The sequence below is a fragment of the Aminipila sp. genome, assembly GCF_032051575.1.
Lineage (GTDB): Bacteria > Bacillota > Clostridia > Peptostreptococcales > Anaerovoracaceae > Aminipila.
Genome location: NZ_DAMBYD010000010.1, coordinates 26465 through 51728 on the forward strand (window position 1 = coordinate 26465; position 25264 = coordinate 51728).

The following is a 25264-nucleotide window of genomic DNA, read 5'->3' on the forward strand; positions in this document are numbered from 1 at the left end:
CCTAAAATGTCGTCCCTAAAATGTCCATGTTTTTACATGTATTCTTTTAATTCTCCCCTAAATGCGGTGTGGCGCGGGTATTTTTTCAAATAATTATCAATAATAATTCTCTTTGCCGATTGAATCCCCATGGATTCCTTAACTTCACCCAAAGCAGCCACCAGTAAAGCGGCTTTGCCATAACTTTTTCTGTGTTGTCCGCTTACTATTGCATCTACTCTTTTATTTATTAAGGATTCAAGCCACTTAATATAGGAACTTGCTTCATCTTCAGGCATATTATAATTAGATTTCCACATATTAAATACATGCCAAAAAACCTCTCCGCTTTTTTGTGTACTCGTCTCAGTTTCAAATGCAGAGTTTTCCGTCATAAATATAAGATTTTTACCGGTAAACGAACACGCATGGGCAGAAAAATATTCAGCAATATTTTTACACGCTTTTCTCAAATCCGTATCTGCATATAAGTACAAAAGCATAGCATCAACACCATAGACTATAAATTTACCGCTCCATCCCAGTGGGTTTTTCTGCTTCATGCACCAGTTCTTAACCTCACTAAAATGACCTGAGAAAAAATTTAAAAGCTTGTAGTCAATTTCATATATATTATTTATATCTGTTTCAGAACTTTTTTCGTAATAGTACCGGTCAGTCATAGTCAATTCTTCTATTGTTTTTTCGATAGACTTTTTATATTTGATTGTGGCTTCTTTATCTGCAAAAATCCTCAAATAGTTAGCAATTGTTGAGTCCGAGCAAAATGCTTCATACCAGCATTCTCTCATATATTCAAAATCGCTGACACCCCAGGAAGCCTGTGAGGTTTTAATTGCAATTTCTCCACGTATTTTCAAATCATTGTCTAATCTATCAAGAGCTTCCTTTCCAATTTCTTTCATTCGCTCATAATTATGAGTTTTCTCACATTCTACAAGTGCTGCCAGATATACAGAAGGGTGCTCCTTATAACCTTTTCTTGCAATTTCAACCAATCCATCAGCACCCTTGTAATAGAGCATGCCCTCTTTTAAAAGGCGTGAAGCAGTGTCTCCTTTCTGCTGCAAAAGAAAATCTATCCAGGATTGCAAGAACATGTCAGTGTCCTTCAGTTCTTCTCTGCCCTTGCTGAAAATATCTTCAATACGAATTTCATCAAAATACGGATAGCTAAAATACACATACAAACTTCTTGCCCGTTCTTCTGCAGGTTTAATCTGATACTCTGAATATAACACCTCTAAGGCAACTGTTTTTAAATTAATACCGGTTAATCTTTCCCCGATTATTTCTTCAAGGTCAAGCTCTATGCAATCACCGCCATCCTCGTCTTCAGCAAGGTAAGTCGTATCCATAATTAATTTATAAACCAATACAGCCTCCTCGTATCTGCAATCATTCACACAATCATGTGCAAATAACGCAGCATCCTCAATTATACTTCCAATTCCTTCTTCATCCTCGTATTCCCATATCCAGTCACTTTCCCAATATCCGTAAGTATAATCTTCATATCCCCGAGCCGAAAAACACAGTTCGCCATTTTCTATTTTTTCAAAAGTATTAATTATTTCCGTCATCTTGTTTTTCACTTTTTCATCAGATATAAGTTTTTTATAACCACTCTTAACATGACTGCTACTTTTTTCATTTTTACAGCAGCAGTCATTAAGAAGCTGAATAAAAGCTTCTCTCTTGTTTTTAGGTGTCTTCCTTGCAATATTATGTAAGCAACTTTTTAATTCATCTATAGTCATACCGTTAAGCATTTCATCTGATTTTTCAATAAATAATTTATGATTCATAACTCCTCCTGTTTTTATGACTGTTTATTGATATTATCGCGATTTATAGCTTTTCCAACTTCTATATATTATGCGCACATTCTGCTTCTAAGTCATTCAAAACTTAATATACTCTAAACTATCTATCAATAAAGACATTTACCGTTTCCTTCAACTCATCACTGAATTCTTCGAGATTTTCAAAACTGATTGCACCATCATTTATAAGGGAAATAATGTTATTAATAAGATTCGATCGACTCATTTCCAGTTGAACGCCAGTCTTCTTCCTATCTTCCTTTATTCTCTTGTCCAGCCTCCAAAACTTTTCTGATGGATTAGTGTCTTCACTTAGTAATTCTATATACTCCTTATTGAGCCTGTCCATATATGATTCCTGCCAATCAGCAATTTTATTTTTAAAAAGCGTCCAGTCCCTTTTTGTAAATCTCTGCTCTTGCATAACCTCAAGCCTCCCTCTATTTATGTATATTTCATATCGATTTATAATTTTCTTGGAGTCAAAAACAATTTTATAGAGTGCGCAGTTCATCATATGATAGCGCCTTCATTTTATTGATATCCAAATCCTGTCCTCCTTTATTCAATACTGTTTAATCTTTCAAGCCACTTTAATATGCAACCACTTTGAAAGAAATCCAGTAATACTCCATCACTAAAACGTTCAGCCCTGACAGCACCCATAATAAGTGCCAGTACACACTGTGCATTCAAGTCTGAAACATTGGCATTTTTCATAGATTCAGTACCCCATTCAATATTATTGTCTCTGAGAATATCTCCATAACAGTTAAGACCAATTTCTTTGTTGTTTTCTTCGAAAGCATACACATCATCGATAAAGTTATGTACTACTTCGGAATATGACACAAAGGGCTTTTTTTACCTTAATTTGCATTTAATCCAAATGCCCTGCTCCCTAAAGTTTCTTTCCACCAAGATTCACGTGCCAATATAATATTCTTGTCTGTCCTTGCATTGTAGTTTTCCAAAATTGAATATTGAAAATTCTTCTTAACATAGTCAATCCCAAGCTTATCGACAATTAATCTAAGCAGTTTATTCCCTCCATGACCATCATTTATATAGCTTGTCCAGCGCTGCAGCAACATGCCATTTTCACCGTATGCTGATCCTACATATTGACTGCCGCTTTCTTTGTCAACTATCAGATACACTGCCTTTTGATTTTTTAATGCAGCAACCCAATCTTGCTTTTGTCTTTGCACTATAGTTGATAACTGTCCATAAGATAACCTAACTTTATCATATCCCGGAAAATCTATTCCATCAAATACATTTGGCAGAATCTGTGCTATCTCTAACTCATCAATAACATTTTTTAAGTGGACAACTTGTGTTTGATGAGTTTTCTTATATTTTATTATTACACGGCCAAAATACGGACTATATTCTTCTAACATCTCTCCATTATAATTAACGGCATTAATTACACCAAATTCACAAGTAACCTTCTTTATTGTTGAAAGCAGCCAATTATCCGCAGATAGTTGAAAAAGGCATAATAAAATATAGGGGGCGGACAAGCCCCCTGTACACTCTTCCAAATCGCTTACTTTTTCTTTACAGGAATCCACAGTTCACTGTAATAGTTCTCGTCCTGCACTCCGATCTTTTGTTTTCTATATCCTTCTTCTACTTCTGCGGTCAATTTTTTATCCGGCTTATTTCATATACATTTCTATAAAGCGCTGAAGAATTGCTGCTGTTTGAGCACGCTGCGCATTGTCTCTTGGCATGAGTTTGATGCTGTCCCCGTTAATCAATCTTTCTGCATTTGCCCAGGTTATAGCCTCAAGAGCCCAGTCTGAAACCGTATCAGCATCGCTGTATTTTGCAAGAGAGGTTACTGCTGACACATCATAGCCCTTTAGCTTAGCGTAATTCATCAGAATTACCGCTAACTGCTCACGGGTGATTGCATCATTGGGACCGAACTTTCCTCCTCCGTAGCCATTTACGATCTTTTCGGCATATGTCCAGCGTACAGCATCTGCATAATAGGCATCGGCAAACACATCGTCAAATGGATTTCCAAATGCTGCAGGCTCTCCCTCAAGACGGTATAGTATTGTAACTATCATTCCTCTTGTGGTATCTCCACAAGGCGAAAACTGCATTGTCTCTGTACTTGTACCTGACATCAGACCCTTTTCATAAGTCCACGTAACACTGTCTGCAAACCAGTCGTTTTCTTTAACATCTGCAAATGGAATATCTGCTTTTGTTTCTTGTTCTTTGGTATCTGATTTAGAAACAGTAAGCTTAAGTACCGGATCCTTTCCTCCGTTCATATCAAAGGTGAAGGTATGCTCTCCCTTATCCAATTCAACTAAAAATTCTTTTTTAATGGTAACAGTGCTTCTGCTGATGGTATAGTCGATACCCTTCACAAGAGCCCTGCTCTTCAGCTTTATGTCTGAAAGGGTATAGCTGCCTGAGCTCAGGGTTACCTTAATATCCTCATTTTCAGCACCCTCTGTATTTTTATCAAATTCCGCTGCCTTCGGTGTGATAGACCCATCGGTTTTCACACTGCTGCCTCCGCTGCTGCTGCCGGAGCTTTCCTTTATATAGGTAGCTTCAACAGTAACTGCTTCTGCCAGCATGGTGAAGGTGGTGGTTCTGCTCCTGCTGTTTGCAAGGTTTACAGTGCCTGACTTAACAATCCATTTATCAAAGTCATATCCGCTGTCTGGGGTGGCGGTCAGGGTGATTTCGGTGCCTGCTTCAGCTGAGGATGGACTTGCACTTCCTGTGCCGTGACCGTCATTCTGCACGGTGATGGTATAAGCAGGTGCAGAAACACCTACGCTCCCGATTTGGACGGTGTTTGGGCCATCGGTGTAGAGGAGTGAGCCTCCGCTTGTTTCGGTTCCTTGGTCGGCAGTCATATCGGTGCTTCCTACAACAATGAATGGAGTTCCCGCTGTAAGACTGCCGGTAATTTCCACCTTGCCATTTGTATCACTCTGCGCCCCCTTGCCGGATGACACCACGTTGCCGTCTACTTTAATCGTGCTGCCGGACGCATGAATGCCAAGACAGTTGGTTCCCCGAACGGTTATATTGCCGGTAACAGCAACGGTTGTTGCACCATACGCCCGGAGTCCAGCAATAGAGCTATCGCCGTCGACAGTGATATCACCGTTTACGGTAACCTGGGTGCCGGGGTTTGACCAAACGTCCACACCGATTCTGCCCGCCGTTATGTTACCGCCGACAATGACCTTGCCGTTCTTTGCATTAACTTCAACGCCGTTGCCATTGCCCACGGTGATGCTGCCGAGTACGGTGACAGTGCTGCTGCTGTCCAAATAATCGCCGCTGCCAACCATATTCACACCGGTGCTGTCACCAGCCACCACATTGTGGACAGTGGCTTTGGTGTTCATGCCAACGGCGGATATGGCTGTCATATGGCTCTTTATGTTAAATTCGCCTGTTCCTGAGCCGATCAGATTTAGCTTGCCGCCATCGATCACCATGAGCGCGGGAGTGTACGAGCCATCGGCGCTTGTGTCAAGCAGAAGGTTATGATCCCTCAAGTCGAGGTTGATTGTCTTTTTTTCCACCCTGATGTGCTTGGTATGGGTGATGCTTTGCAGCATTGTGATTGTGGCACGACCGCCAGCAGGCACAGAGGCAATCGCAGCATCCAAAGAGGTAAACTTCTGAGCACCAATCGTGCAGATAGCAGATGCTTCTTTGATCCAAACAATATTATCGCCATTTCTGTACTCCTTGTATTCGGGCTTGATGCTGGTGGGTTCAAAGTCATCTGCGGTTTTGGGAACTACAGGATATCCAACCTTGATATACGCTTGGTCACCAGAGCCTGTCGGATTGTAATGCAAAGCCCCCCCGATGGTGACATTGCCGCCGTTTTGGGCATTAACACCGCTGCCTTGGGTAGTCACATTCTTTCCTATAGTAATATTGCTTGCATTGCTATAAACGGCTGTAACCATTTGCATTGCATCTGTCCGATTTGCCGTCACATTGCCGCCTATTGTGACATTGGCATAGCCGCCTACGCTGACTGCCTCCACTTCGCTCCAAGCGTTCACGTCCTGACCCGTTACAGTGACATCACCCTCTACGGTTACCTTGGGAGTGCCGATGCCCGAGGCGCTGCCAGCCATTACCGCATATTGCCTTGCTGTAACATTGCCGCTGATATGAAGCTCGCTGCCTCCCGATGCCCTTACTCCGTAGTCGGAACCCACTACATTGAGCTTGCCGCTGCCGGTGCAGCTCACCTTTCCGTCGTCAAGCACCCACAGCCCGGTAGAATTGGATATTCCACTGGTGTCTATGGTCAAATCAAAGCCGCCCAGTGCAAAGGTGATGCTCTTGCCGTTAATCACCACGGGTTCATGATGCGTGATGCTTTGCAGCAGCTTTATGGTCTCGGCGGTTTTCACCGCCGTCAGCGCAGCATCCAGTGTGGCATATTGTTTTTCACCTATTTCGCAGACCTTGCCGGATGGTACGACCACTCCCTTGACCCGGACTACACGGTCGTTATCGTCGGTATATTTGGTGTAACCGGAAAGGTCGGGGTCCGCAACACCATCACTCTTGAGTTTAATCGTACTGCCGAGCTTGATATAATTTACTGCCGTTATATCACCATCAATTCTCACACTTCCGGCTTCCTTGATCCATGCGCCGGTACTATCTGCTCCGGTTGTGGTGATGTCTTTTTGGACGACAATCCTACCTTCGGTTACAATTTTTGCACCGCATGATTCAGCTTTAATATCGCCATATACCACAATATTTGCGTCACTTTCAGCTTCCGCCCCAACGTCTGTCGCATTAACGTTGCCGCGAACCGTAACGGTGCTTCCGCTTCCAAAAGCATAAATCCCTGTATGTGGTGCATTCACATTCCCTTGCACAACAACGCTCGATGTTTTTGGTTGGACACTTGTGGCGTGAATTCCGATGCCATGCGGCTGGGTTGCTGTGGCATTGGTCACGGTGGCGGAAACGGCTTCGCCATTCCCCACCATCACTCCAATACGACTACCGGTGACATTAAGCTCACCTGTAGTAGAAATTAAACTGACACTTCCGGTTACTTCAAGACCGGTCAGATAATTATATTCGGTTGCTATTATATTCAGTGTATATTGCCCCACATTGAATGTGACTTCCTTGGAAATGGTAATACTATCGTTATAGTCGATATTTGCCATTAGCTTAATGGTATCACCGTCTGATAAGGCATCCAACGCATCCTTCAGCTCATCAGGAGTGCTGACCTCAATGACGGTAGACGGTGTGTCCGCCTGCTTGACCCAAACAACGCTGTCTTCGGGGGCGGTGTAAGACGGGTGCATATATGTGTGGTAACCTGACTGTGTGGTGGGCAGTATTTTTTGGTCAATCTTAAAATTTGCCCCATTCACTCTAACGTAGTTTTCTGGTTTTACTACGCTGATTACACCGTCAACGGTAATTTTGCCATTGCTGCTCGCAAATACGCCGACATCGCCGGTTTCGGTGCCGTTCGTGGTGGCATCCCCCTCAATATGAATGGTACTGTAAGATTCAGTTTTAGCCGCAAGCGAGTTACCTGTAGCATCTCCCCTTACCGTTATGTTGCTACTCTGCCATGCCACAACGCCATCGCTGCCATTTTTAACAGCCTCGACATCACCTAAAACAGTAATCTCAGAGTTGTCTACAGCAAATGCGCCGTATCCGTTTTCACCGGTGGCGGTGGCATTGGTAAGCATAGCTGTGGATGAGCCGTTTGCTCTCACCCCATAATAATGCCCGGAAGCATTGAGTTCGCCCGTGGTGTAAAGCAGCGTAGCCGTACCGCCGTTTTTCGCCTCAAGTCCACATCCGGTACCTGAAGTATCTGAATTTGTTATATTTAATTTGTATTGCCCCACATCAAATGTCATGGTGATACCATCAATGACAATCCCCTTATTATAATCGATATTTGCCGTCAGCTTGATGGTGTCGCCGTCTACCAGTTTATTTATCGCATCCTCCAACTCTACCGCTGTCCCGACTCCGATTTCTGCAGACAAGCCATATAGCATACCTCTGTTCTGAATCTCATTTGCATCGGAAGGCGTAGCAGGATTGTGCTCCAGCCCGGTTTCCTCTTCATCTGAGGGCGTGGCTTCCGGTGCATCGCTGTCTGCCGGAGGGGATGGCTCCTCAAGCGGCATGCCGCTGTCCAACATCTCATCTGTCGCCGTCCCTTCGCTCACGCCAAGCGGCTGTTCATTTTGAACGTTTGTCACCGTGGGCTGTTCGCCCTCCAGCGCATAAGCCTGCGTAGTACCTATTGGTGCCGCCATAAACATGACTGCTGCCAATAGCATGGAAAGAGCTTTGTAAAGCCCTTTTCTTTGATATTTAAGCATAATAATCTCTCCTATATACGATTTTAGTCTTCTTCCGGCTCCGCTTTTGAGAGCGTGATACTGAACCCTGCGTCTTTTTCGTAGGTGATCATCACGCTGATATCGCTGTCATTTACCGCTGTATAAATCATGCCGGTGCCGGTGCTCATCTCATAATTTTCTCCGGTAAAGGCTGCCTTGATTTCTTCCAGATAAGCCGAAAAATCTTCGTCTGAGGTATCCTCTATCATAATAAACAGCGAATCTTCAGCTTCCATCACCGAGACAATCTTACCGCCCTCGAATACGGGAATATGGCCTACCAGACCCGATGTGGGCCATTCGCCAGCTCCAATAGTCAACTCCTGACCGTCCTCACCCTTGACGACCACCTTGTCGCCATCAATGTCTGCATCCACACCGGCGTCCTCAAGAATTTTTTCCGCAAGCGCTTCTCCTGCCTTTTCCTCTGCTTTTTCTTTTGCCCCGCATCCGGCAAGCGATAGGGTCAGCAAAAGAGCCAACAGCCCGATTAAAAGTTTCTTCATCTTCCTCTCTCCTCCCAATTATTTTAAGATATTGAATGTTCCGATTAGGGGCAGACAATGAGCGGCAGGAAGAAGAGCAGATAGGAAAGACCGGCCATAGTTTTTCCCTTTTCAATGTCTTCTGGCATATAGCTATTGTCCTTTCCTTGAGGCGTTTCTTTGGCTGCCTCCTTATTTTCATGTTCTAATTTGTTGTTTTGCTCTTTCATCTTAGTTCCCTCCCTATTCAAATGGTAAAAACAGCTACGCTGTGTATCACCAAGCCGTCCTCGGCTGAAATCGGAAATACAATTGCTTTACGATAGTTTTTTGGTGTTGAATCCTTTTTTCTCTTTTGTTCCGGAAATCTAAGAAGCGGATTCTTCAGGTCATCCAGAAAACAGGTTTCCCCGGCGAAGGCTTGCCGGATGGCGCTCGTCAGCGCAATATTATCGGAGATGCAGTGATAAATGTTGAGCCTGCCAGCCCCAAGGTCTTCCGGGTTTGCCCCGGTTTCTGCGGCAAAGGCATTGTTGACCGTCTCCAGAATTCCCTGCGGCATAAATACCGCAATGGGGTATGGACAGAAATCAATGATTTGTGAAAACAGACCTTCGTTTGCAGTAAGCATCTGGAACCGCCGGATCATCTGATCGTGATATTGTACCTTCTCCTCCAGCTCCTTTTGAATCTCCAGCAGTTCCGACAGCAGTTGTTCTTTCGTTTTCTCACCCATGGAGCATATCCTCCTTTCCACCTTTATTTATGTTCATGTTAATGGAAAATTTTCGAATTAGATAGACGCTATCCGACCCAGTTTAGTAAGAAAAGGACCATTCGGTACAAAATGAAAACCAGACCTTCGGAAATTCCGAAGGCCTGGTTTCTATCACTGCCGGAGCATTCAGCTCTGTTGTGCATTTTTTCGATATTGAGACGGAGAAAGTCCCGTTTTTTCCTTAAATACTTTTGCAAAATGACCATTGTAATCCAAGCCACAGGCAGCGAATACCTGGGATATGGACAAGTTTGAATCCAATAATTTATCTTTGAGCCGGCTGACCTTAAAGTTGATGTAGTAATCGTGAGGCGTCATCCCTGTATGTTTCTTAAAGAGCCTTGAGAAGTGGGTTCGGCTCAGACACGCCGCTTTCGCCGCTTCGTTGATATCAAAGGTGCCCAGCCAGTGGGTTTCTATGTACTCCTTCGCTTTCTCGATTTCCTCCTTGCCACGGTAGACCCTTCTGACAGTCTGAATGCCAACAACATAGGCGACCTGTCCCGCATCATCAAGGATAGGGAAGTTTGTGATGTCTTGATACATGGCTTCCATATCGTAGTCCTGCACGCCAAAACGCTCGGCCAGAACACTCAGAGGAATCTTAATATCTGGGCAATAAATGGTCTCCCCCCGAAATGCCCGCTGCAGCACGCTAAGCGGAATATTGGAGGTAACGGCAGGGTCTTTTAAGACATTATACTTTCCAATGATGGTTTCTTCAAGCACTTCCCTCGTGATTCCGTATTGCCTGCGCACGGCCTCATTGACAAACACAGTGGTTCCGTCAGAGGCAAAAACGTGAATCATATAGGGAAACAACTCAATTGCCTTGGCAAGTAACGCTTCCTTATCAGAGTTAAAAAAGGATTGGAAGGAGTACCCCAAGCCATTTTGATTATCTTCATAGTTCGTCATCATATGCTATGAACTCCTTTTTACGAATTTTTCGCGGGTCGGCAGGCTTTTTTGCATCACTTTGAATCATCCATGATTTTCCGAAACGAAACACGCCTTGGATGCGACCTTCTTCGCAAAGTTTTTGCACTCGCCTTTGAGAGATATTCCACTTAACAGCCGTTTCCCGCACAGTAATGAAATCCATTGAAACGCTCCTCGTATCATGAAGGTTTGTTCTAATTATATACGCTATTACGAATGGATTCAATATAAATTTATCTGTCAATGTAGCAAAAAAATAAACACCCTGACTCTAATCCGGTTTTGTAAGGGGTTGCACGGAACTACTTTAAATTTTCATTAGTTTTGATGATGCGGTTCACATATTGTCCCATTGCTCCAATCTTTTCTGCAAGCTGTGCCTGTGTGACTTTATTCTCTATACATTTTACCTTAGCATCAACTTCTATATTATTTTTCAACATACTCAAATCTCCTGTTTGATAGTTGACTAATTCTAATCCATATCAGATGATCTATTATACCTCTATTTTTGAATTTTTTAATGCGTTTGAGAGAAAAATAGACACCCTGCATTTTTACAGGGTGTCTATCATAGTGTTGTACACTCTCCCAAAGCGCTTACTTTTTCTTTACAGGAATCCACAGTTCACTGTAATAGTTCTCGTCCTGCACTCCACATTCGTACTTAGCAGGATCTTCATACATCTCGATACAGTATCCCGCTGCAATTTCGTAATCCTTGCAATTTGGTAACCACTCTGAGTAAATCTTTTTGTTCACGTCCTGCATTACTTGTGGCATTGCACCTTTGCAGGAAAATACTGCCCATGTAAATTTTGGAATAACCTTGGTTACAAATCCATCCGGAATATCCATAGCGGGATTATATTTATCCGCTATAAGATACTCAAACTCATTACCCTGCATAGATTCATCAGCATTAATGCCGTACATTGGGCATATTGCCTTGCCCGCTGACATCTGATGAAACTCACCCCAAAGTTTTGGTACGTCCTGCATTGCGTTCTCGTATTTGAACGTTCTTTTTAATCCAACTACGGTGAACCCGTCTTTTTCTGCAATCTTGTAATCCATAGAATAGCCTCCTTTTAAAGTAAATTTGATCGAAAGAGGAGCAAAGGATTTAATACTCGCTCCGTCTTTTCGCACAGCGGACGGTGTGCATCCATGAAAACGAACAAATGCTTTTGTGAAACTATCAGGAGAATCATAACCGTATTTTAGTGCAATATCTATGATTTTATCATCGTTTGCAGCAATTTCACTGCCCGCAAGAGCCAACCTGCGATATCTCATATAATCACCCACCGTAAAATCACATAGCATAGCAAAACCCTTTTGAAAATAAAAAGGTGAAATATGCACTTTTCTTGCTATATCTTCTATTGTGATTTCTTCAGTAATATTTTCTTCAATAAAGCTTATGGCATCACTGATGCATTCTGTCCATCTCATATCAATCACCTCCTGCCCGTGTATTCAATTATAGAATATTAGGAGTTTGCCTTCCCGACTTTTTGTGCAAAAATTTGTCTGTTCTTTTTCTCTTGGATACTCTTCTGTTTTAATATATAATTCAACTGCTTTATCAAGTATTCTTGCTGTCATTTCATCTTTCTTGTCAAAATTGATAACATCTTCTGTACAAACTTCTAAGACAGAGTATTTAGGCATCTGTTTTACTTTGCTATTCCATATATGACTAACCAAAGACTTTCTCTCGCCTTATAGCTTTACCTTATACATCAAAATTACGGTCTCAACATGCCTTGAGTAGACAATAATGATGTCGTAGTTATCTAGTAGTTCCTTGGCGGTAAGTTGTCTTTCTGAAAAATCCCCCCATTTAACAAAATACAGGATTTTTACATTCTCAAACACGCTTATTTGCTTCGTGTAGTATACAGCTTAGTGTTAAATTGTACTCAATAAAACTTTCAAATAATCGTGCCTTACTTGAAAGCTTTATTCGGCACAATTATAATCCAACTTAACGTTCAGTTACTTATTTATATGAATAATTCACTTCTGCAGGATCTGTAACTACAAAAAAACTATATACATTTGTATATTATCTTCAACTTTAAGAAGTATCAGATAATATATTTTATTTAATAGGTCATGCAGTGAGTAGCAATTTAGAAAAACAATTTTGTACTACCGCATATATTTTAAATCGAAAGAAAATCCATTATAGTACTCCTTAATTAGGAATAAATCCGGTACGATCTATTTCAGGATTTCCTGTAAAGTGATGATATGTAATGCCAATCAAGTCTTTTGGAGGCACTTCATTATCAAAAACAATAATTTGACAGCCATTGGATTCTTCCGCCAAATTATGAAAAAATGAGTCTTTTACACTCTTACTTACTTCTTCATTCTTTTCATTCTTATTTCTATCTTTTTCTTTATACGTAGTTAATGGAGAATCTAAAACAACAAATCCAGGATGCGAAAGTCCTCGCTCTATACAGTATTTCATAATAGATATAATAAATGCTGAATTTATAATTGCTCGAGCACCTTTACCATATGAAGCCTTGGCTTTATTACAAACCACAACATCATTTGATTTTGTATCAAAAGTAACTTTTGATATATTATCTTTTTGTATAAATCTCCAATTTTCAAGGAAATCTTTTATTAAATCACAAAATTCTAACAGTAATTCATCTGTTAATTTCTTGATTTCAACCTTGTTGGTTTCAACTTTAGTATTTTCGATTCGCTCAGTAAGCTCATTAATACGAGCAGTAGTGTCAAATAACTTTTTTTGATTTCTCTGAATTTCAACTACTTTATCTCTTATTTTTAAATAGTTTTCATAGTCTAATAATGTTTTTGAAATACTAGCGGCTTGTTCTTCTAACAGCCTATTGACATATTCAATATTCTTCTGTTCATTTTCTATAGCTTTCTCATATTTAGATAAATCCTCTTCAAAGTCCTCTATTGTTTCCTGTAAATCAATCAAATGAGTTTTAAGCTTTAACTTTTCCTTATCAATTGCTATAAAATATATTTCCTTATTAATCTTAGGTTCTTCGCTTCTCATCGGAGTATTACATATTGGACATTTTATATCTGCTAACTGTCCCGTAAGATCATGTGATTGCTCAATAAATTCCAGTCTTTCTATATCAGATTGATAGTTTTTTTTAAGTAATTTAAATTTTAATAAATTATTCTTGATTCTCTCTTTTTCATTTATAATGACATTAAGCTTCTCTACTGATTGATTCCGCTTATCTTCTTGCTTTTCAATCTCTATTTTCTGTTTATTAATCAATGACTCTAAACTCATAATTCTTTTATTTATTTCATCAAAATTATAACCTTGAATAAAGTTTTCCATTTTAGTCGTTTCAAGTCTTAAATCGTTACAAATAAGTGATAATTCATCTATCGCGCCTTTAAGTTGAGCTTTCTTAACTTCTGCACTTTCAGTTTTAACATATTTCTGATAATCTAAACCTGATAAAACCGTAAAAAACGATGCTACTTCTTTTGATGAATTTTTATCACGTCTAGTATCGCCCATGAAAATAGGAGAATTCTTCTGTACAATACGTGATTCATTCATCATCGACAGATAAGCAAATTTCCTAAATGTGAAAGCTTCTGTTTCTCCATTTGAGGGTTTCTTTAAAATATTCTTATAAGAACAATTGCATACTCCCATTAATTTAGATGACAAACTTTTTTTTGATTTAGAGTCGCTTGAAAGAACATTATAATCTGCTTCGGGTATATGCTCTATATCTGAATAAATATAATATATATTTGTTTTTTCACTTTCATTAAAACTTCTTTTTATAGTAATTGTTTGTTGTGATATCTTCTCTAAAATCTCTAATAAAACACAGTCATATCCTATCGCTTCATTTGGTTTTTCTGGAATATCCGTTGATCCCAAAATATAGTTTATACATTCATATGCAAATGATTTACCAGTATCTGAGGCTCCTGCTACAACATTCAAACCAGTTGCAAAACTCAATATAGCATCTTGTTTTGCTACGCCTTGCAATACCAACTTCTTTAACTCAAATCCAAAGCTATTCATTTTACCACCTACTATAAAAGTCTTTTTCAAACTCACCAACCCAAGAACCGATATTTTTATCAATATATTTATAAATTTGTTTATCCGAATAGTTGTAAAACTTCTCATCTACAGTTTTGATATTTTTCTTTAATTTATCAACATACCCATTTTGAAATAAAGTAACAAAGGAAGTAGTTAGTTGATTTTTTTCATAGTAAATTCCTGTTTTTGAGTATTTAATGCTAATTAATCCTTTTGAAATCATAAGATTTAGGCCATGGTTTACCATTACCCTACGAACAGCAATCTCTGAAGAATGATTTGGATTATCAGGGTGTAAACTTTCATATGCATCAGATATATCATTTAAGTGTAATGAAAAATAGTCATAATACATAATTCTTTGGGAACTCATCCTTTTTCCACATACATGCAAAATAAAAAGAATTCTCACTCCAACTTCCTCAGGTGAGTTAAATATTTTAATCTTCGTTTTTGTCATCTATCCAACTCATCTCCCCATCATTTACTAAGTCATGACAAATCCCACTCTTTTCCAAAATATTAATTTCGCCCAATTCTGTTGTCTTAATAGAAAGAACTTGAGACCTTGAGACTGTTTCATCTACTCTTTTTAAATCATCATCATAATTTGCTTCACAAGTAGCAACAATTCCATGATACACTTGATTTTTTAAGTGATCATAAACATCATCAATTATCAATTCATCCCTAGCAAATCTCTCTAATGCTCGTGCATTATGGAAACATTCTCTTTGACGTTTAAAATGATTATGTAATTTTTTCTTCGATTTAAGGCTTTCAACGTCTTTTATTTCCACATTTTCATGATTTGAATATACCTGTAGTAATTGATGAACATATTCCATTTTTATTTCTTCATTATCAAGAACTTCTTGCGGTTTTTTCACTCGTGGACGTTGCTTTAAGCCACCACCAAAGTGATATTTATACCAACTTGTTTTAGAAAACTGTTCCAGTAAAGTTTGAGGAGAAATCTCTGATACAATGCTAAAGTCGAATTGCATAATATATTCTTTCAATTTATCCGATAAAGGAAGCCCCTCTGATATAATTTTCTTTTTAGGTTTGCAATATTTATCCCAACTGTCAATCAACTGCTGATTTATTTTTTTTGGATGTTCTATTAATTCTCTTAAGTCTTGTCCTACACCGTTACTTGCTACAATAATATATTTTCTTGGTTTATTATACTTTCCAGTCATTGTGTAGTAACAAAGTTTTCCAAATTCAGACATATATACTGAAGGAGTTAATGGTTCTTTATATCGTTTGCACTGAAAAATATCAAATTTTTGCAAAGATTCATCAAGATAAGCAACAATATCTCTCCCTGAATCTTTTGATCCTCCAATTTGGGCTACATTTTTGTAATTCTCAAAATGAGTTAGATATCCTGATGCCCACTCACAAGCAATATCTTCAAATTCTCCTGACTCGATGGTTCGCAGACGAACTATTGGATCAATTGTTAAATCAAAAATTCTACTTGCATCTTTTGGAGTTTCATTAATTGGTAGTGGAATAACATTCATATGAGAAACACCACCTCATTATTAGGAATCTGATCTGTAATTTTCTTATGTTTTTGATGACTGGAGGAAGTTAAAGTTTTTTCTTTAGGAGTTATTCCGTTATATGTTGTATTAGTATAATTAAGAAATAATGTTTCAAGTAAAATCCTATCAATTCTAGAAATCCTGATCCACTCATTTTCCTTAAACAAGTTTTTTACCAATAATATTTTTCTCAAATTTAACTTTTTTATTTCAGTTTTAGCTATTTCTATTAGGTCATTAACATTCGACATATGTGTACCTCCAAAATAGAATAACGATATAAACAACATTGTTATTTTTATTGTATAACTTTTCCTATTAGTTTACAACATCAATTCAATATTTTAGACACATATTTACAAAATAATTAGATTTATATTTATATAATCTGGAGTAGGAAACACATCCTATTCATGTTTATTCTTTAAAAACAATGTATTTATAAAAAAATTTTATCCTATTAACTTGCATTACCTATGCTATTTCGATATTCCAAATTGCTTACATTTTCTTTATGGTTGCAACATATAAATCTTTTGGTTATGCTTCAACTTACTGAATAGATGCTAGAAGTGGAATTTCTCAGCAGAAATTCTGAAATGGTCAATTTTTGATAAAACCGCCATAACAAGATTCAAAGATTTACCTTTAACAGCATATATGTCATAATAATCTTATCTGCAAGAAAAGTATGTTTTGCAATAAAGTTTACAACATTTTATTCAATCATTGAAAACATCCAATCTGTATGCATTCTGTTATCATCTTTTTTAATAAATACAACCATATCATAGGTTTCCAGTTTATTGTACTTATATAATTTATTTATTGCTATAGTTGGGTACTTACAAACATAAAAAAAGACAGTAGAGTATTCTACTATCCAATAATTATTGTCTATATTAAATTATACAACCCCGAGTAATCGGGATGGAATGTTGCTATTCAAAACAATTTCTAACAAAAATCCAACAAATGCAATTACTGTTAATACGTCATTAATCATAGGCATCCCTCCTCGAATACTATCTACCATAACTTGTACCCATTCTCCGAGTAGAATTTCACAAATTTCTTTGTTCCAGGGCAGTACTTGATTATTTTACTACCTTTTTAAATAGCTGTCAATAAATTGCTTATATGCAAACACGGAGCAGAAGTTTCTTGTATCTTTCCTCTTTTGCAAGGCATAAAAACATCTTTCCAAATTACTTTCATCAACATAATCTAATAATATTTTTATAATCCATAAATTAGGTTTATTTTCAGTAACATGTATGACATGAGGTTTAAATATATTGTGAATTTTTGCTAATGCATTGATATTTTCATTCATTCTTTTGGACAAATTAAGTTTTGGGTATGATGCTATAACTTCACATTTAGAATTTAATATCAAATTTATTGCAGAATTAATATTTGTACAAATAAAATATACATCTTCCATTTTAGTTCCTTCAAAATTACAATTTTTTAAATTACAATTAAAAAAGATAACATTTTTTAGTTTTGAATTTCTAAAATCGCTGTTTTTTAAATTAGAATTGCAAAAATCAACCCCAGTCAAAGAAGCATCTCTATAATTGCATTTTGTAATATTTGATGCTTGATATCTTACATTTTCAAATGCAGTACCTTTATATATTAAGTTATGAATATTAGTTTGATAACAATATTTATTTTTAATTCCTTTATAACTCTTAGGCGAATTTTGTAAATCAAATCTAACTAATTTACCAACTTTTAATTTTTCTATACGTTTAACCTTAAGTATACGTTTATGTTTGCTTTTCCCTCTTTTTGTCACATGATCACCTCGATATAATAATATCAGAATTTAGATATATAAAAAAGCGGTATTCATATTTATTTATAATAAATTAGAAAATGATACCCATTTACATACGAGATTCTGTTAATTATATATAGAAAAACCGCAACCGTTGATATAACAATTACGGTATTGTAATTCCTATAAAATACTAACTTGTTCGCCTTTATATTAATCTTCGTAATAATCCACTTCCTGCATCATTACTATTCCAGAGTGAAATTGTATTTCTACCTTCATCCCTTTATGCACTCGGATGCTTTGTATAAGCCTTTTAACAAGTTCCTGATCAAATTCTCTTACCTTTGGGTTTACCGTGGACATAGCTTTGTCTAATGCCTCTACCCGCTGCTTATAGTTCTCTGCTTCTTTTTTCGCCTGTACAAGCCTTATTTTTGCTTTTTTAAGCTCATTAATCTGTTCTGATATGTATCTGTAGGCTTCATCAAAATCTTCGCTTACAGCTCCTTGTTTTGCGTTATCTTCGATAAGCTTTAGCATTTGTTTTTGTAGCACATCAATTTGGTCATCATACTCGGTTGTAATCCCTTCAGTACTATAATTTCCTATAACTCTAATGACATTTTCTCTGAATGCTTCTATAAAATCGCCACTATTTTCTACTACATCGTTGATAGCATTCATTATGGCATCGTGAAGTTGCTCTTCCTTTAAAGTGGGAGAATTTTTACATTTTGAACTTGTACCATTTTTTAGCCTGTCTTCACATCGCCATACTGCTGATTTTTTTCCGTATTTTGACCAGGTCTGTCTGCGATAAGCATGACCACATTCTGCACATACCATAAGGTCAGTAAGTACATACTTGGAACTGTATTTACTTTTTTCCTTTTTAGATTTATTTGTCTTCCTTGTAACGGCAGCTTTATTAAGACTCGCCCGTCTTGCTTTTTCTACTTGTACTTGGTGAAATAATTCTTTGGGAATAATAGCTTCATGATTATCTTCTATATAGTATTGAGGTGCATACCCTTCATTCTTTACTTTCTTCTTAGTAAGGAAATCTATGGTATAAGTCTTTTGCATACATACATCTCCGCAGAACTTTTCATTTGAGAGCATATTATTTATTGTTCCGGGATGCCAATGTTCTAATCCAGTTACGGTCTTAATTCCATCAGCTTCTAACCCTTTGGCAATTTGTAAAATGCTGCTACCTTCCAGGTATTCTCGGAAAATTCTTTTTACGATTACTGCTTCTTCAGGTACTACTATAAGGTTTCCATCTTCATCTTTTGTATAGCCTAAAAACTTTTTATGATTTACGGATATTATTCCATTTTCAAATCTTCTTGTTAATCCCCATCTTGTATTTTCACTGATGTTTCTACTTTCTTCTTGGGCTTGACTGCTGAGGATGGTTATAAGTAGTTCTCCTCCGCTTTCCATTGTATTTACACCCTCTTTTTCAAAAATAACGGGTATATTCTTTTCTTTCAGTTTACGGATATATTGGAGAGCATCTACGGTATTTCTTGCAAATCTACTGACGGATTTTGTTAGCAATAAGTCTACTTTCCCCGCCATACAAGCATCTATCATGGCATTAAAATCATCACGCTTTTTAGTTTGAGTTGCACTCTTTCCATCGTCTGCAAATATTCCGGCACATTTCCAGTTTGGATTACTGTTTATCTTTTCAGTATAATAATCTACTTGTGCCTCATAGCTGCCTTCTTGCTGTTCAAGTAATGTACTAACTCTACAATAAGCTGCTACCCTTAATTTTTTTTGTTCTACTCTTACATGCTTATCATATTTAATTTGTGGCGGTATGATTGCTACCGTCTTTTTTGCTACTGCCATCTTTTTCATCCTTTCGCTTGTATTCTAATTCCATTTTTATTATAATTCCGTTTATAAATTCAACCTCTACTTTTGCATCTTGATACACGGTGATATGTTTTATTATGGTTTCAAAGAGTTCTTCATCAAATTCAGATATTATTTTCTTATCTTGTAATGCCACTTTTATTTTTTCTGTATTATTTTTATAATCATCTACCTTTAAGCAGTTATACATGAGCTCTGCTCTTTTAAAAATTAGTAATGCAAGTTCTGTAGATGAATATTCTTCTTCCTGTTCAAGTTCTTTTATCCGGCTTTCTGTCTGCCTTAATTCAAAGCTCATTTTTAGTGGTTCTTTTTTCTCATTTTTTTCAAGCATCCACTTTTTTTGTATCAGTTCATTTACTGCATCTATAAAAATATCTTTCAACTCTTCATTGGTGTAAAATAGGTTTCTGCAGTTAACTTTGTTATTTATAAGATACTTTTTACACTTCCATTTTTTCTTTTCTGATTTCTTTCCGGCATGTTCTGCATAAACCTTATAATAAGCTCCGCATTCACCACAGAATATTTTTCTGTTAAAAACTGATTGTTTTTTCATAGTATTTTGAAGCGTTGTTCTTCCAAGCTTAATTTCTCGTTCTTTTCTTTGTATCTGTACCTTTTCAAAATCTGATTCATCTATAAGCTTTGGATAATATGTTTCTCCCATGTATTTGACATTTTGCAGTATCTTTCCTACTGAGCCATGATTCCAATTTGTCTTTTTATTAGCATTAAGAATTCCCTTTTCAGTAAGTTCCTTTGCTATTGCCAGCATGGATTTTCCTTTTATATACTCTTCAAAGATTGCCTTTACGGTTTTTGCTTGTTTATCATCAATTTCAATGTTGCCATTTATCATTTTATATCCTAGCGGCATATGACTTTGCATTATCTATTTCACCGCCTTTATCTGTATACTCTGTAAGCTCAAGGTTATTAATGAGTCTAAATGTAATTGTTCGATCACTTCCGATTAATACTTTATCTACCGTATTTGTAAATAAATTTTCATCATAATCATCCAGCAAATCAGGATTGTACCTTATAATTTCTAGTATCTGTTCTGTTCCTGCAATTTCTTTTTCAAAACCATTACTGTCAAGCAAGCTGTTTCGCTTTTTCTTGGTTTCTTCAATTTCAATATTAATTGCATTTTGTTTTTCTATAAAAATAGCAGAGTCCATATATCCTTTTTGCACTACTCTGCTGAGGATATGGCTCTGCTCTGTTAATTCCATGATTTTGTTATTTAATTTTTCTATTTCTACTTCCTGTTCCTTGTTGGTTCTTAAATTTTTAAGAGATTCGAGTAAAGGAGTCAGGATAAAAGTGTAATTGCTTACAAGTTTATTCCACATCGCAAGATATGCATCTTTGATGATATCTTCCCTTATTGGCTTTGTCTTACATATTTTACTATTTTCAATGTGTGTTTTGCAGCTCCACTGTACTTTCTCAAAGGGTTCTCCTATATATATTTTTTGTCTTCGAAAAATTCCATCACATTCTTTACATATAATTTTACTGCTGAATTCATACCTATTTTGGTATTTACCTTTGTAATCCATCCCCATTTGATTTCTTCTGTATTCGTAGATTTCTCGCACCATTTCACCTTGTTCTCTGGTGATAATTGGTTCATGGTTATCTCTTATTAAAAATTGAGGCCTCTCCCCACGATTAGTTTTTCTCGTGAAAGGAAGGCCATCAGTTGTATAAGTTTTTTGTAAAATCAAGTCACCCTCATATATTGGATTTTTTATGATTTGATTTATTACATTATCATTCCATTTTTCAGCACTTCTAATAGTTGGTACATTATCTTCTGTTAAATCTCTTGCAATTGCATAAACTCCTTTACCACTTAAATATTCATGAAAAATCCTTTGAACAATTGCTGCCTCATTTTCATTAATATTTAATTCGCCTTCATCGTCTCTGTTATATCCAAAGGCTACACTTGGAAGTCTAAATGTTCCGTCTATAAATCTTTTTTGAATTCCCCAGCGGCTGTTTGTCGATATATTTTCTGATTCACCTTGTGCTAGAGAGCTTAAAATGGTTAACATTTGCTCACTTTGTTCTGACATTGTATTGATGTTTTCTTTCTCAAAATATACGGTGATGCCAAGAGATTTTAATTTTCTTATGGCTTCAATACTGTCAATAGTATTTCTTGCAAATCTGGTAACAGATTTAGTGATGATGATATCAATATTTCCATTTTCGCATTCTTTCATCATTCGTATAAATTCATCACGTTTTTTAACCTGTGTACCACTTCTAGCTTCATCAGCAAAAATGCCTATAAATTCCCATTCTTCTCGTTTTTCAATAAAGGACTTATAATATTCAACCTGAGCAACATAGGAAGTATGTTGTTTATTAGAATCAGTACTAACTCTGCAGTAGGCGCATACCCTTTTCTTAGGCCTTAATTCCTGTAATACTTTCTGTCTTACAGGCTCTATTTTCATTACCTTTTTAGCCATATGATTTCTTCTCCTTTCCGGGAATTAATTCCCTTGTTAGCAACACACAATACTCCAAACATCATGAGAAAGCAAGTGTTTTTACACATATACTTTTGCAAGAAGAGGAGAAAAAGTTTGTATATTCAAATCATCTATTTTTTCATATTCAACTTCTGTGACAATACCTTTGTAAAGTAGTATTTTCAACATCTTCTGAGCCATCTTATATTGAACTTCCTGCTTAGTTTGCTCCTTTGTCATCTCATACTCTTTCGAAGCTTCTGCTCCAATTTTATATATATCAAATCCCATTTTTCAGACTCCTTATATCTATATTCATACTTAATCTCACAAAAATAGGGATTACCTTACTGGATTATCCGCTAAAGCGAAAACCAGATAAAGCAAAGTAATCCCCATTGCTTCTGACATTAAGTCAGTTTTCTTCATTTTTGTTTGTACTTTATTTGACACTACTTCCCAAGTACAAAGTCTTGTATAAACAAAACATAGGGCAATTTCATAAACTGAAGCAAGTTAAACTTCATCATAGGACTCTCACCTCCTCCGGGATCTCCGCAGGCTGCCCCCATTGCGATGTCTGTGGCTGGGCAGAAGTATCATTGTAGACTGATGAGGTCGTTGCGAAACAATCGAACTTTTTAAAATTAGTTACAGCAATATTGTTTTAAGGTCAGATGGGTCCGCTCGTACCTTAACTTGCCGCTTTTATAAAATCAGAAGAGAAAAAACCCAATTGCATGGATTCAGGTTCTGATTTTACAGGTGGTCTTGGCGCATCTACCTTTGTCGCTTGCCCTTTTTCAGGCTCATCAGCTAACGTATTTATGAAATTGGATATACAATTTTCAAAGTACTTTTGAGTGGATAAAAATACCCCCTCACTTACTTCCACGTTAAGCGAGAGGGTTGCACACCTTAGAATTTTATTTTTTCAAAAAATTTTCTAACTTTTTTAATATTCTTATTTTCCTTTTATGAATTGCATTGTGATATACTCCTTTAAATTCCGCATATTCTCTTTCTGTCATTCCTTCGTAAAAGAGAGCCGTAATCAGTTCATGTTCTTCCTTAGTCAGATGTTTTAAGCCCTCAAGAAGTTTATTAATCATAACAGCCTTAATTGCTATTTCTTCAACATTGGTATCTTCATCGTAAAATTGAACATCTGCTTCAATGAGACGTTCTAGGGAGTCCTCTTTGCTTTGAATAAAAAAGACTTTCTGTTTTTCTTCATCAACTATAAATTTCTCTACTTTAAGATCATATTCGTGATAAAGAAGCTTTCTTTCTCCCTGTCTTAATAAAGCAATTACTTCTTCACTTGCTTCCGGGTACATCTTTCTGTAATTTGGTATTCTTCTTTCTTTAGCCATGTGGCATTTCCTCCGTTTTCTGATGTTTGAATTTCATTTGTTTCAACATCAGAAAAGGAGGAGATCTGCACTTGATTTTTAGACCTTGCACCAACTTTCTCATCTTTCCTCCAAAAAATAGGCAAAGAAAAAGCCGGATGTAACATTTCTGTTACTCGCGGCTTAATTGCCTTATCATTAAAAAAGGGCATAAAAATAGCCCCGACATTAAATAACGTCGAAGCTAATTTCTTGATATTTTTTATTTTATAGCTACCCCATATTAGATATTATAGAGTATTAAGTGTTGAATGTCCGTACACGATTTATCCGTACTTGGTTCGCATTTTGTTTACATTATGTTCACACTTAGACTGGATTTGCTTCGCAAAATGTATTATCGAAAACATTTTCACCGCTTTCAATAAAAATAGTCTTATATTTGGGAAGCGCATATCCCCATAATGCTATGCCAAATAATTTGATTGCTTCTTTTTTTCTCATGTAAAAACTTGTCCTCTCTAAAGAAAGGCATTCTAATATCTCCTGCTCATTCATTGAAATTGCATTGACATAACATTTAGACAAAATTTCATGATAAAGTTTCCCATTTGTGTGATACTCATAAATCTTTAACATCGCTGTATCTATTAATTCTATAATCCAAGAGGTTTCAAAAACACAGGACATTTTATTTTTAAATTCTTCTTTTTGCTCAGTTGGCGCAAAATCATTTAAATAAGTTAGTGCTAAATTCAAATTTTGGCTATAGTAGGATTCACATACTTCTCTCACATAATCAACTTCTTGTATTGTTTTCCATACAACATCTCTGTAAATTTCAAGAAGTAGTTTTGATTTGTGAAAAACTTGCTCTTCATCAAAGTGCATTCCATCATACATAAGAGAAATGCTTTTCATTGCTTTTGTCATTCTCATAATAGTCCTCCGTTAATTTTATTGAGTCATATTTAGATATTTAAATTTTTTACACACCGTACTTTTCTGTTGACAAAATGTGAAGATTGAATTAATATCATATGTAGTTATTCTTCATATTTAATATTATACGAAGATATATTGCATTTGTCAATAGAATAAAAATATGATTTGTGCACTTAATCTGCACACAGGAGGAGGCTACTATGAAATTCGGCGATAAACTCAGATACTTGAGAAAAGAAAAAGGAATAAATCAGACAGAGCTTGGCAAAGAAATCGGTGTATCACTACGTACGATTATAAGCTATGAAACTGGGAAGAGTTATCCCAAGAAAAGAGAAATTTACTCAAAGTTAGCAAATTATTTTGATATTGATATAAACTTTCTCCTTACTGAAGACGAAGTATTTATTACTGAGGCAAAAGAAAAGTATGGAAGTCGTGGTGCAAAACAGGCTGCTGAATTAGTTGCCGAAATCGGTGGCTTATTTGCCGGTGGTGAATTATCAGAGTCTGATAAAGATGCCATTATGCGTTCCCTTCAGCAGGCTTATTGGGATGCTAAAGAAGATAATAAAAAGTACACGCCTAAGAAGTACAAAAAATAACTATACTATTTATAAGACCTTTGATTTAATACAATTTATATGGGGAATACGGAATAAGTGTTGATTTA

The 25264-nt window shown here is 36.7% G+C and carries 26 protein-coding genes; 1 reads left to right on the forward strand and 25 read right to left on the reverse strand.

Going from position 1 to position 25264, the window contains the following annotated elements:
• Positions 1–32: 32 nt before the first annotated feature.
• The 25 genes from RTW14_RS13820 to RTW14_RS13940 all read right to left on the reverse strand — a co-directional run bounded on the left by RTW14_RS13820 (position 33) and on the right by RTW14_RS13940 (position 24585).
• Positions 33–1808 (reverse strand): hypothetical protein, encoded by a 1776-nt coding sequence (locus RTW14_RS13820; RefSeq protein WP_312652409.1) that lies wholly within the window; start codon positions 1806–1808, stop codon positions 33–35.
• 118 nt (positions 1809–1926) lie between these two features.
• The gene (locus RTW14_RS13825; protein WP_312652411.1) at positions 1927–2250 is read right to left on the reverse strand and encodes a multidrug transporter; all 324 of its coding nucleotides are present in this window, start codon (positions 2248–2250) and stop codon (positions 1927–1929) included.
• A gap of 137 nt (positions 2251–2387) precedes the next feature.
• The gene (locus RTW14_RS13830) at positions 2388–2678 is read right to left on the reverse strand and encodes a DUF6508 domain-containing protein (protein ID WP_312652413.1); all 291 of its coding nucleotides are present in this window, start codon (positions 2676–2678) and stop codon (positions 2388–2390) included.
• Between the two features lie 17 nt (positions 2679–2695).
• Positions 2696–3376 (reverse strand): GIY-YIG nuclease family protein, encoded by a 681-nt coding sequence (locus RTW14_RS13835; RefSeq protein ID WP_312652415.1) that lies wholly within the window; start codon positions 3374–3376, stop codon positions 2696–2698.
• A 117-nt stretch (positions 3377–3493) separates the two neighbouring features.
• A complete protein-coding gene (locus RTW14_RS13840) occupies positions 3494–8227 on the reverse strand; it encodes an S-layer homology domain-containing protein (RefSeq protein ID WP_312652417.1) in 4734 nt (1577 codons plus the stop codon).
• A gap of 23 nt (positions 8228–8250) precedes the next feature.
• Complete coding sequence (locus RTW14_RS13845) at positions 8251–8754, reverse strand: DUF6591 domain-containing protein (RefSeq protein WP_312652418.1); 504 nt, start codon at positions 8752–8754, stop codon at positions 8251–8253.
• A gap of 44 nt (positions 8755–8798) precedes the next feature.
• Positions 8799–8963, reverse strand: a complete 165-nt coding sequence (locus tag RTW14_RS13850) for a hypothetical protein (RefSeq protein ID WP_312652420.1) — start codon at positions 8961–8963, stop codon at positions 8799–8801.
• 17 nt (positions 8964–8980) lie between these two features.
• Entirely contained in the window at positions 8981–9469 is a 489-nt protein-coding gene (locus RTW14_RS13855) for a hypothetical protein (protein WP_312652422.1), read from the reverse strand.
• 168 nt (positions 9470–9637) lie between these two features.
• Positions 9638–10432, reverse strand: coding sequence for a helix-turn-helix domain-containing protein (locus RTW14_RS13860; protein ID WP_312652424.1), 795 nt, complete (start codon positions 10430–10432; stop codon positions 9638–9640).
• Entirely contained in the window at positions 10416–10616 is a 201-nt protein-coding gene (locus RTW14_RS13865) for a helix-turn-helix domain-containing protein (RefSeq protein WP_312652426.1), read from the reverse strand. The genes RTW14_RS13860 and RTW14_RS13865 overlap by 17 nt, the downstream gene beginning before the upstream one ends.
• 139 nt (positions 10617–10755) lie before the next feature.
• The gene (locus tag RTW14_RS13870) at positions 10756–10896 is read right to left on the reverse strand and encodes a hypothetical protein (RefSeq protein WP_331654462.1); all 141 of its coding nucleotides are present in this window, start codon (positions 10894–10896) and stop codon (positions 10756–10758) included.
• 157 nt (positions 10897–11053) lie between these two features.
• Positions 11054–11911, reverse strand: a complete 858-nt coding sequence (locus RTW14_RS13875; protein WP_312652428.1) for an AraC family transcriptional regulator — start codon at positions 11909–11911, stop codon at positions 11054–11056.
• A gap of 24 nt (positions 11912–11935) precedes the next feature.
• Complete coding sequence (locus tag RTW14_RS13880) at positions 11936–12166, reverse strand: hypothetical protein (protein ID WP_312652429.1); 231 nt, start codon at positions 12164–12166, stop codon at positions 11936–11938.
• 493 nt (positions 12167–12659) lie between these two features.
• Positions 12660–14525 (reverse strand): hypothetical protein, encoded by a 1866-nt coding sequence (locus tag RTW14_RS13885; RefSeq protein ID WP_312652432.1) that lies wholly within the window; start codon positions 14523–14525, stop codon positions 12660–12662.
• Position 14526: 1 nt separating this feature from the next.
• Positions 14527–15009, reverse strand: a complete 483-nt coding sequence (locus RTW14_RS13890; RefSeq protein WP_312652434.1) for an ABC-three component system middle component 2 — start codon at positions 15007–15009, stop codon at positions 14527–14529.
• Positions 14990–16084, reverse strand: a complete 1095-nt coding sequence (locus RTW14_RS13895) for an ABC-three component system protein (RefSeq protein ID WP_312652436.1) — start codon at positions 16082–16084, stop codon at positions 14990–14992. The genes RTW14_RS13890 and RTW14_RS13895 overlap by 20 nt, the downstream gene beginning before the upstream one ends.
• Positions 16081–16359 (reverse strand): DUF1413 domain-containing protein, encoded by a 279-nt coding sequence (locus tag RTW14_RS13900; RefSeq protein ID WP_312652438.1) that lies wholly within the window; start codon positions 16357–16359, stop codon positions 16081–16083. Before RTW14_RS13900 ends, RTW14_RS13895 begins: the two co-directional genes overlap by 4 nt.
• An 854-nt stretch (positions 16360–17213) precedes the next feature.
• Positions 17214–17915 (reverse strand): pentapeptide repeat-containing protein, encoded by a 702-nt coding sequence (locus RTW14_RS13905; RefSeq protein ID WP_312652440.1) that lies wholly within the window; start codon positions 17913–17915, stop codon positions 17214–17216.
• A 195-nt stretch (positions 17916–18110) separates the two neighbouring features.
• A complete protein-coding gene (locus RTW14_RS13910) occupies positions 18111–19766 on the reverse strand; it encodes a recombinase family protein (RefSeq protein WP_312652442.1) in 1656 nt (551 codons plus the stop codon).
• Positions 19720–20685 carry a recombinase family protein gene (locus RTW14_RS13915; RefSeq protein WP_312652444.1) on the reverse strand — a complete coding sequence of 322 codons (966 nt, stop codon included), beginning with the start codon at positions 20683–20685 and terminating at the stop codon, positions 19720–19722. Before RTW14_RS13915 ends, RTW14_RS13910 begins: the two co-directional genes overlap by 47 nt.
• The gene (locus RTW14_RS13920) at positions 20657–22288 is read right to left on the reverse strand and encodes a recombinase family protein (protein ID WP_312652446.1); all 1632 of its coding nucleotides are present in this window, start codon (positions 22286–22288) and stop codon (positions 20657–20659) included. Before RTW14_RS13920 ends, RTW14_RS13915 begins: the two co-directional genes overlap by 29 nt.
• An 81-nt stretch (positions 22289–22369) precedes the next feature.
• Positions 22370–22582: an SHOCT domain-containing protein gene (locus tag RTW14_RS13925; protein WP_312652448.1), complete on the reverse strand. Its 213-nt coding sequence runs from the start codon at positions 22580–22582 to the stop codon at positions 22370–22372.
• A 635-nt stretch (positions 22583–23217) separates the two neighbouring features.
• A complete protein-coding gene (locus RTW14_RS13930; protein ID WP_312652450.1) occupies positions 23218–23667 on the reverse strand; it encodes a sigma-70 family RNA polymerase sigma factor in 450 nt (149 codons plus the stop codon).
• A complete protein-coding gene (locus tag RTW14_RS13935; protein ID WP_312652452.1) occupies positions 23604–23858 on the reverse strand; it encodes a hypothetical protein in 255 nt (84 codons plus the stop codon). The genes RTW14_RS13930 and RTW14_RS13935 overlap by 64 nt, the downstream gene beginning before the upstream one ends.
• Positions 23859–24015: 157 nt before the next feature.
• Positions 24016–24585, reverse strand: a complete 570-nt coding sequence (locus tag RTW14_RS13940) for a hypothetical protein (RefSeq protein WP_312652454.1) — start codon at positions 24583–24585, stop codon at positions 24016–24018.
• A 206-nt stretch (positions 24586–24791) separates the two neighbouring features.
• On the opposite strand from RTW14_RS13940, the gene RTW14_RS13945 reads away from it, so the two are divergent.
• A complete protein-coding gene (locus RTW14_RS13945) occupies positions 24792–25196 on the forward strand; it encodes a helix-turn-helix transcriptional regulator (RefSeq protein WP_312652456.1) in 405 nt (134 codons plus the stop codon).
• Positions 25197–25264 lie beyond the last annotated feature (68 nt).

What these genes read in the sequence shown, in the direction of transcription:
- RTW14_RS13840 (WP_312652417.1), bottom strand. Translation starts at nt 8,227, where the DNA reads ATGCTTAAATATCAAAGAAAAGGGCTTTACAAAGCTCTTTCCATGCTA.
- RTW14_RS13920 (WP_312652446.1), bottom strand. Translation starts at nt 22,288, where the DNA reads ATGGCTAAAAAGGTAATGAAAATAGAGCCTGTAAGACAGAAAGTATTA.
- RTW14_RS13940 (WP_312652454.1), bottom strand. Translation starts at nt 24,585, where the DNA reads ATGAGAATGACAAAAGCAATGAAAAGCATTTCTCTTATGTATGATGGA.
- RTW14_RS13935 (WP_312652452.1), bottom strand. Translation starts at nt 23,858, where the DNA reads ATGCCCTTTTTTAATGATAAGGCAATTAAGCCGCGAGTAACAGAAATG.
- RTW14_RS13845 (WP_312652418.1), bottom strand. Translation starts at nt 8,754, where the DNA reads ATGAAGAAACTTTTAATCGGGCTGTTGGCTCTTTTGCTGACCCTATCG.
- RTW14_RS13895 (WP_312652436.1), bottom strand. Translation starts at nt 16,084, where the DNA reads ATGAATGTTATTCCACTACCAATTAATGAAACTCCAAAAGATGCAAGT.
- RTW14_RS13900 (WP_312652438.1), bottom strand. Translation starts at nt 16,359, where the DNA reads ATGTCGAATGTTAATGACCTAATAGAAATAGCTAAAACTGAAATAAAA.
- RTW14_RS13890 (WP_312652434.1), bottom strand. Translation starts at nt 15,009, where the DNA reads ATGACAAAAACGAAGATTAAAATATTTAACTCACCTGAGGAAGTTGGA.
- RTW14_RS13885 (WP_312652432.1), bottom strand. Translation starts at nt 14,525, where the DNA reads ATGAATAGCTTTGGATTTGAGTTAAAGAAGTTGGTATTGCAAGGCGTA.
- RTW14_RS13870 (WP_331654462.1), bottom strand. Translation starts at nt 10,896, where the DNA reads ATGTTGAAAAATAATATAGAAGTTGATGCTAAGGTAAAATGTATAGAG.
- RTW14_RS13850 (WP_312652420.1), bottom strand. Translation starts at nt 8,963, where the DNA reads ATGAAAGAGCAAAACAACAAATTAGAACATGAAAATAAGGAGGCAGCC.
- RTW14_RS13910 (WP_312652442.1), bottom strand. Translation starts at nt 19,766, where the DNA reads ATGGCAGTAGCAAAAAAGACGGTAGCAATCATACCGCCACAAATTAAA.
- RTW14_RS13820 (WP_312652409.1), bottom strand. Translation starts at nt 1,808, where the DNA reads ATGAATCATAAATTATTTATTGAAAAATCAGATGAAATGCTTAACGGT.
- RTW14_RS13945 (WP_312652456.1), top strand. Translation starts at nt 24,792, where the DNA reads ATGAAATTCGGCGATAAACTCAGATACTTGAGAAAAGAAAAAGGAATA.
- RTW14_RS13860 (WP_312652424.1), bottom strand. Translation starts at nt 10,432, where the DNA reads ATGATGACGAACTATGAAGATAATCAAAATGGCTTGGGGTACTCCTTC.
- RTW14_RS13915 (WP_312652444.1), bottom strand. Translation starts at nt 20,685, where the DNA reads ATGCAAAGTCATATGCCGCTAGGATATAAAATGATAAATGGCAACATT.
- RTW14_RS13825 (WP_312652411.1), bottom strand. Translation starts at nt 2,250, where the DNA reads ATGCAAGAGCAGAGATTTACAAAAAGGGACTGGACGCTTTTTAAAAAT.
- RTW14_RS13855 (WP_312652422.1), bottom strand. Translation starts at nt 9,469, where the DNA reads ATGGGTGAGAAAACGAAAGAACAACTGCTGTCGGAACTGCTGGAGATT.
- RTW14_RS13930 (WP_312652450.1), bottom strand. Translation starts at nt 23,667, where the DNA reads ATGGCTAAAGAAAGAAGAATACCAAATTACAGAAAGATGTACCCGGAA.
- RTW14_RS13925 (WP_312652448.1), bottom strand. Translation starts at nt 22,582, where the DNA reads ATGGGATTTGATATATATAAAATTGGAGCAGAAGCTTCGAAAGAGTAT.
- RTW14_RS13875 (WP_312652428.1), bottom strand. Translation starts at nt 11,911, where the DNA reads ATGAGATGGACAGAATGCATCAGTGATGCCATAAGCTTTATTGAAGAA.
- RTW14_RS13865 (WP_312652426.1), bottom strand. Translation starts at nt 10,616, where the DNA reads ATGGATTTCATTACTGTGCGGGAAACGGCTGTTAAGTGGAATATCTCT.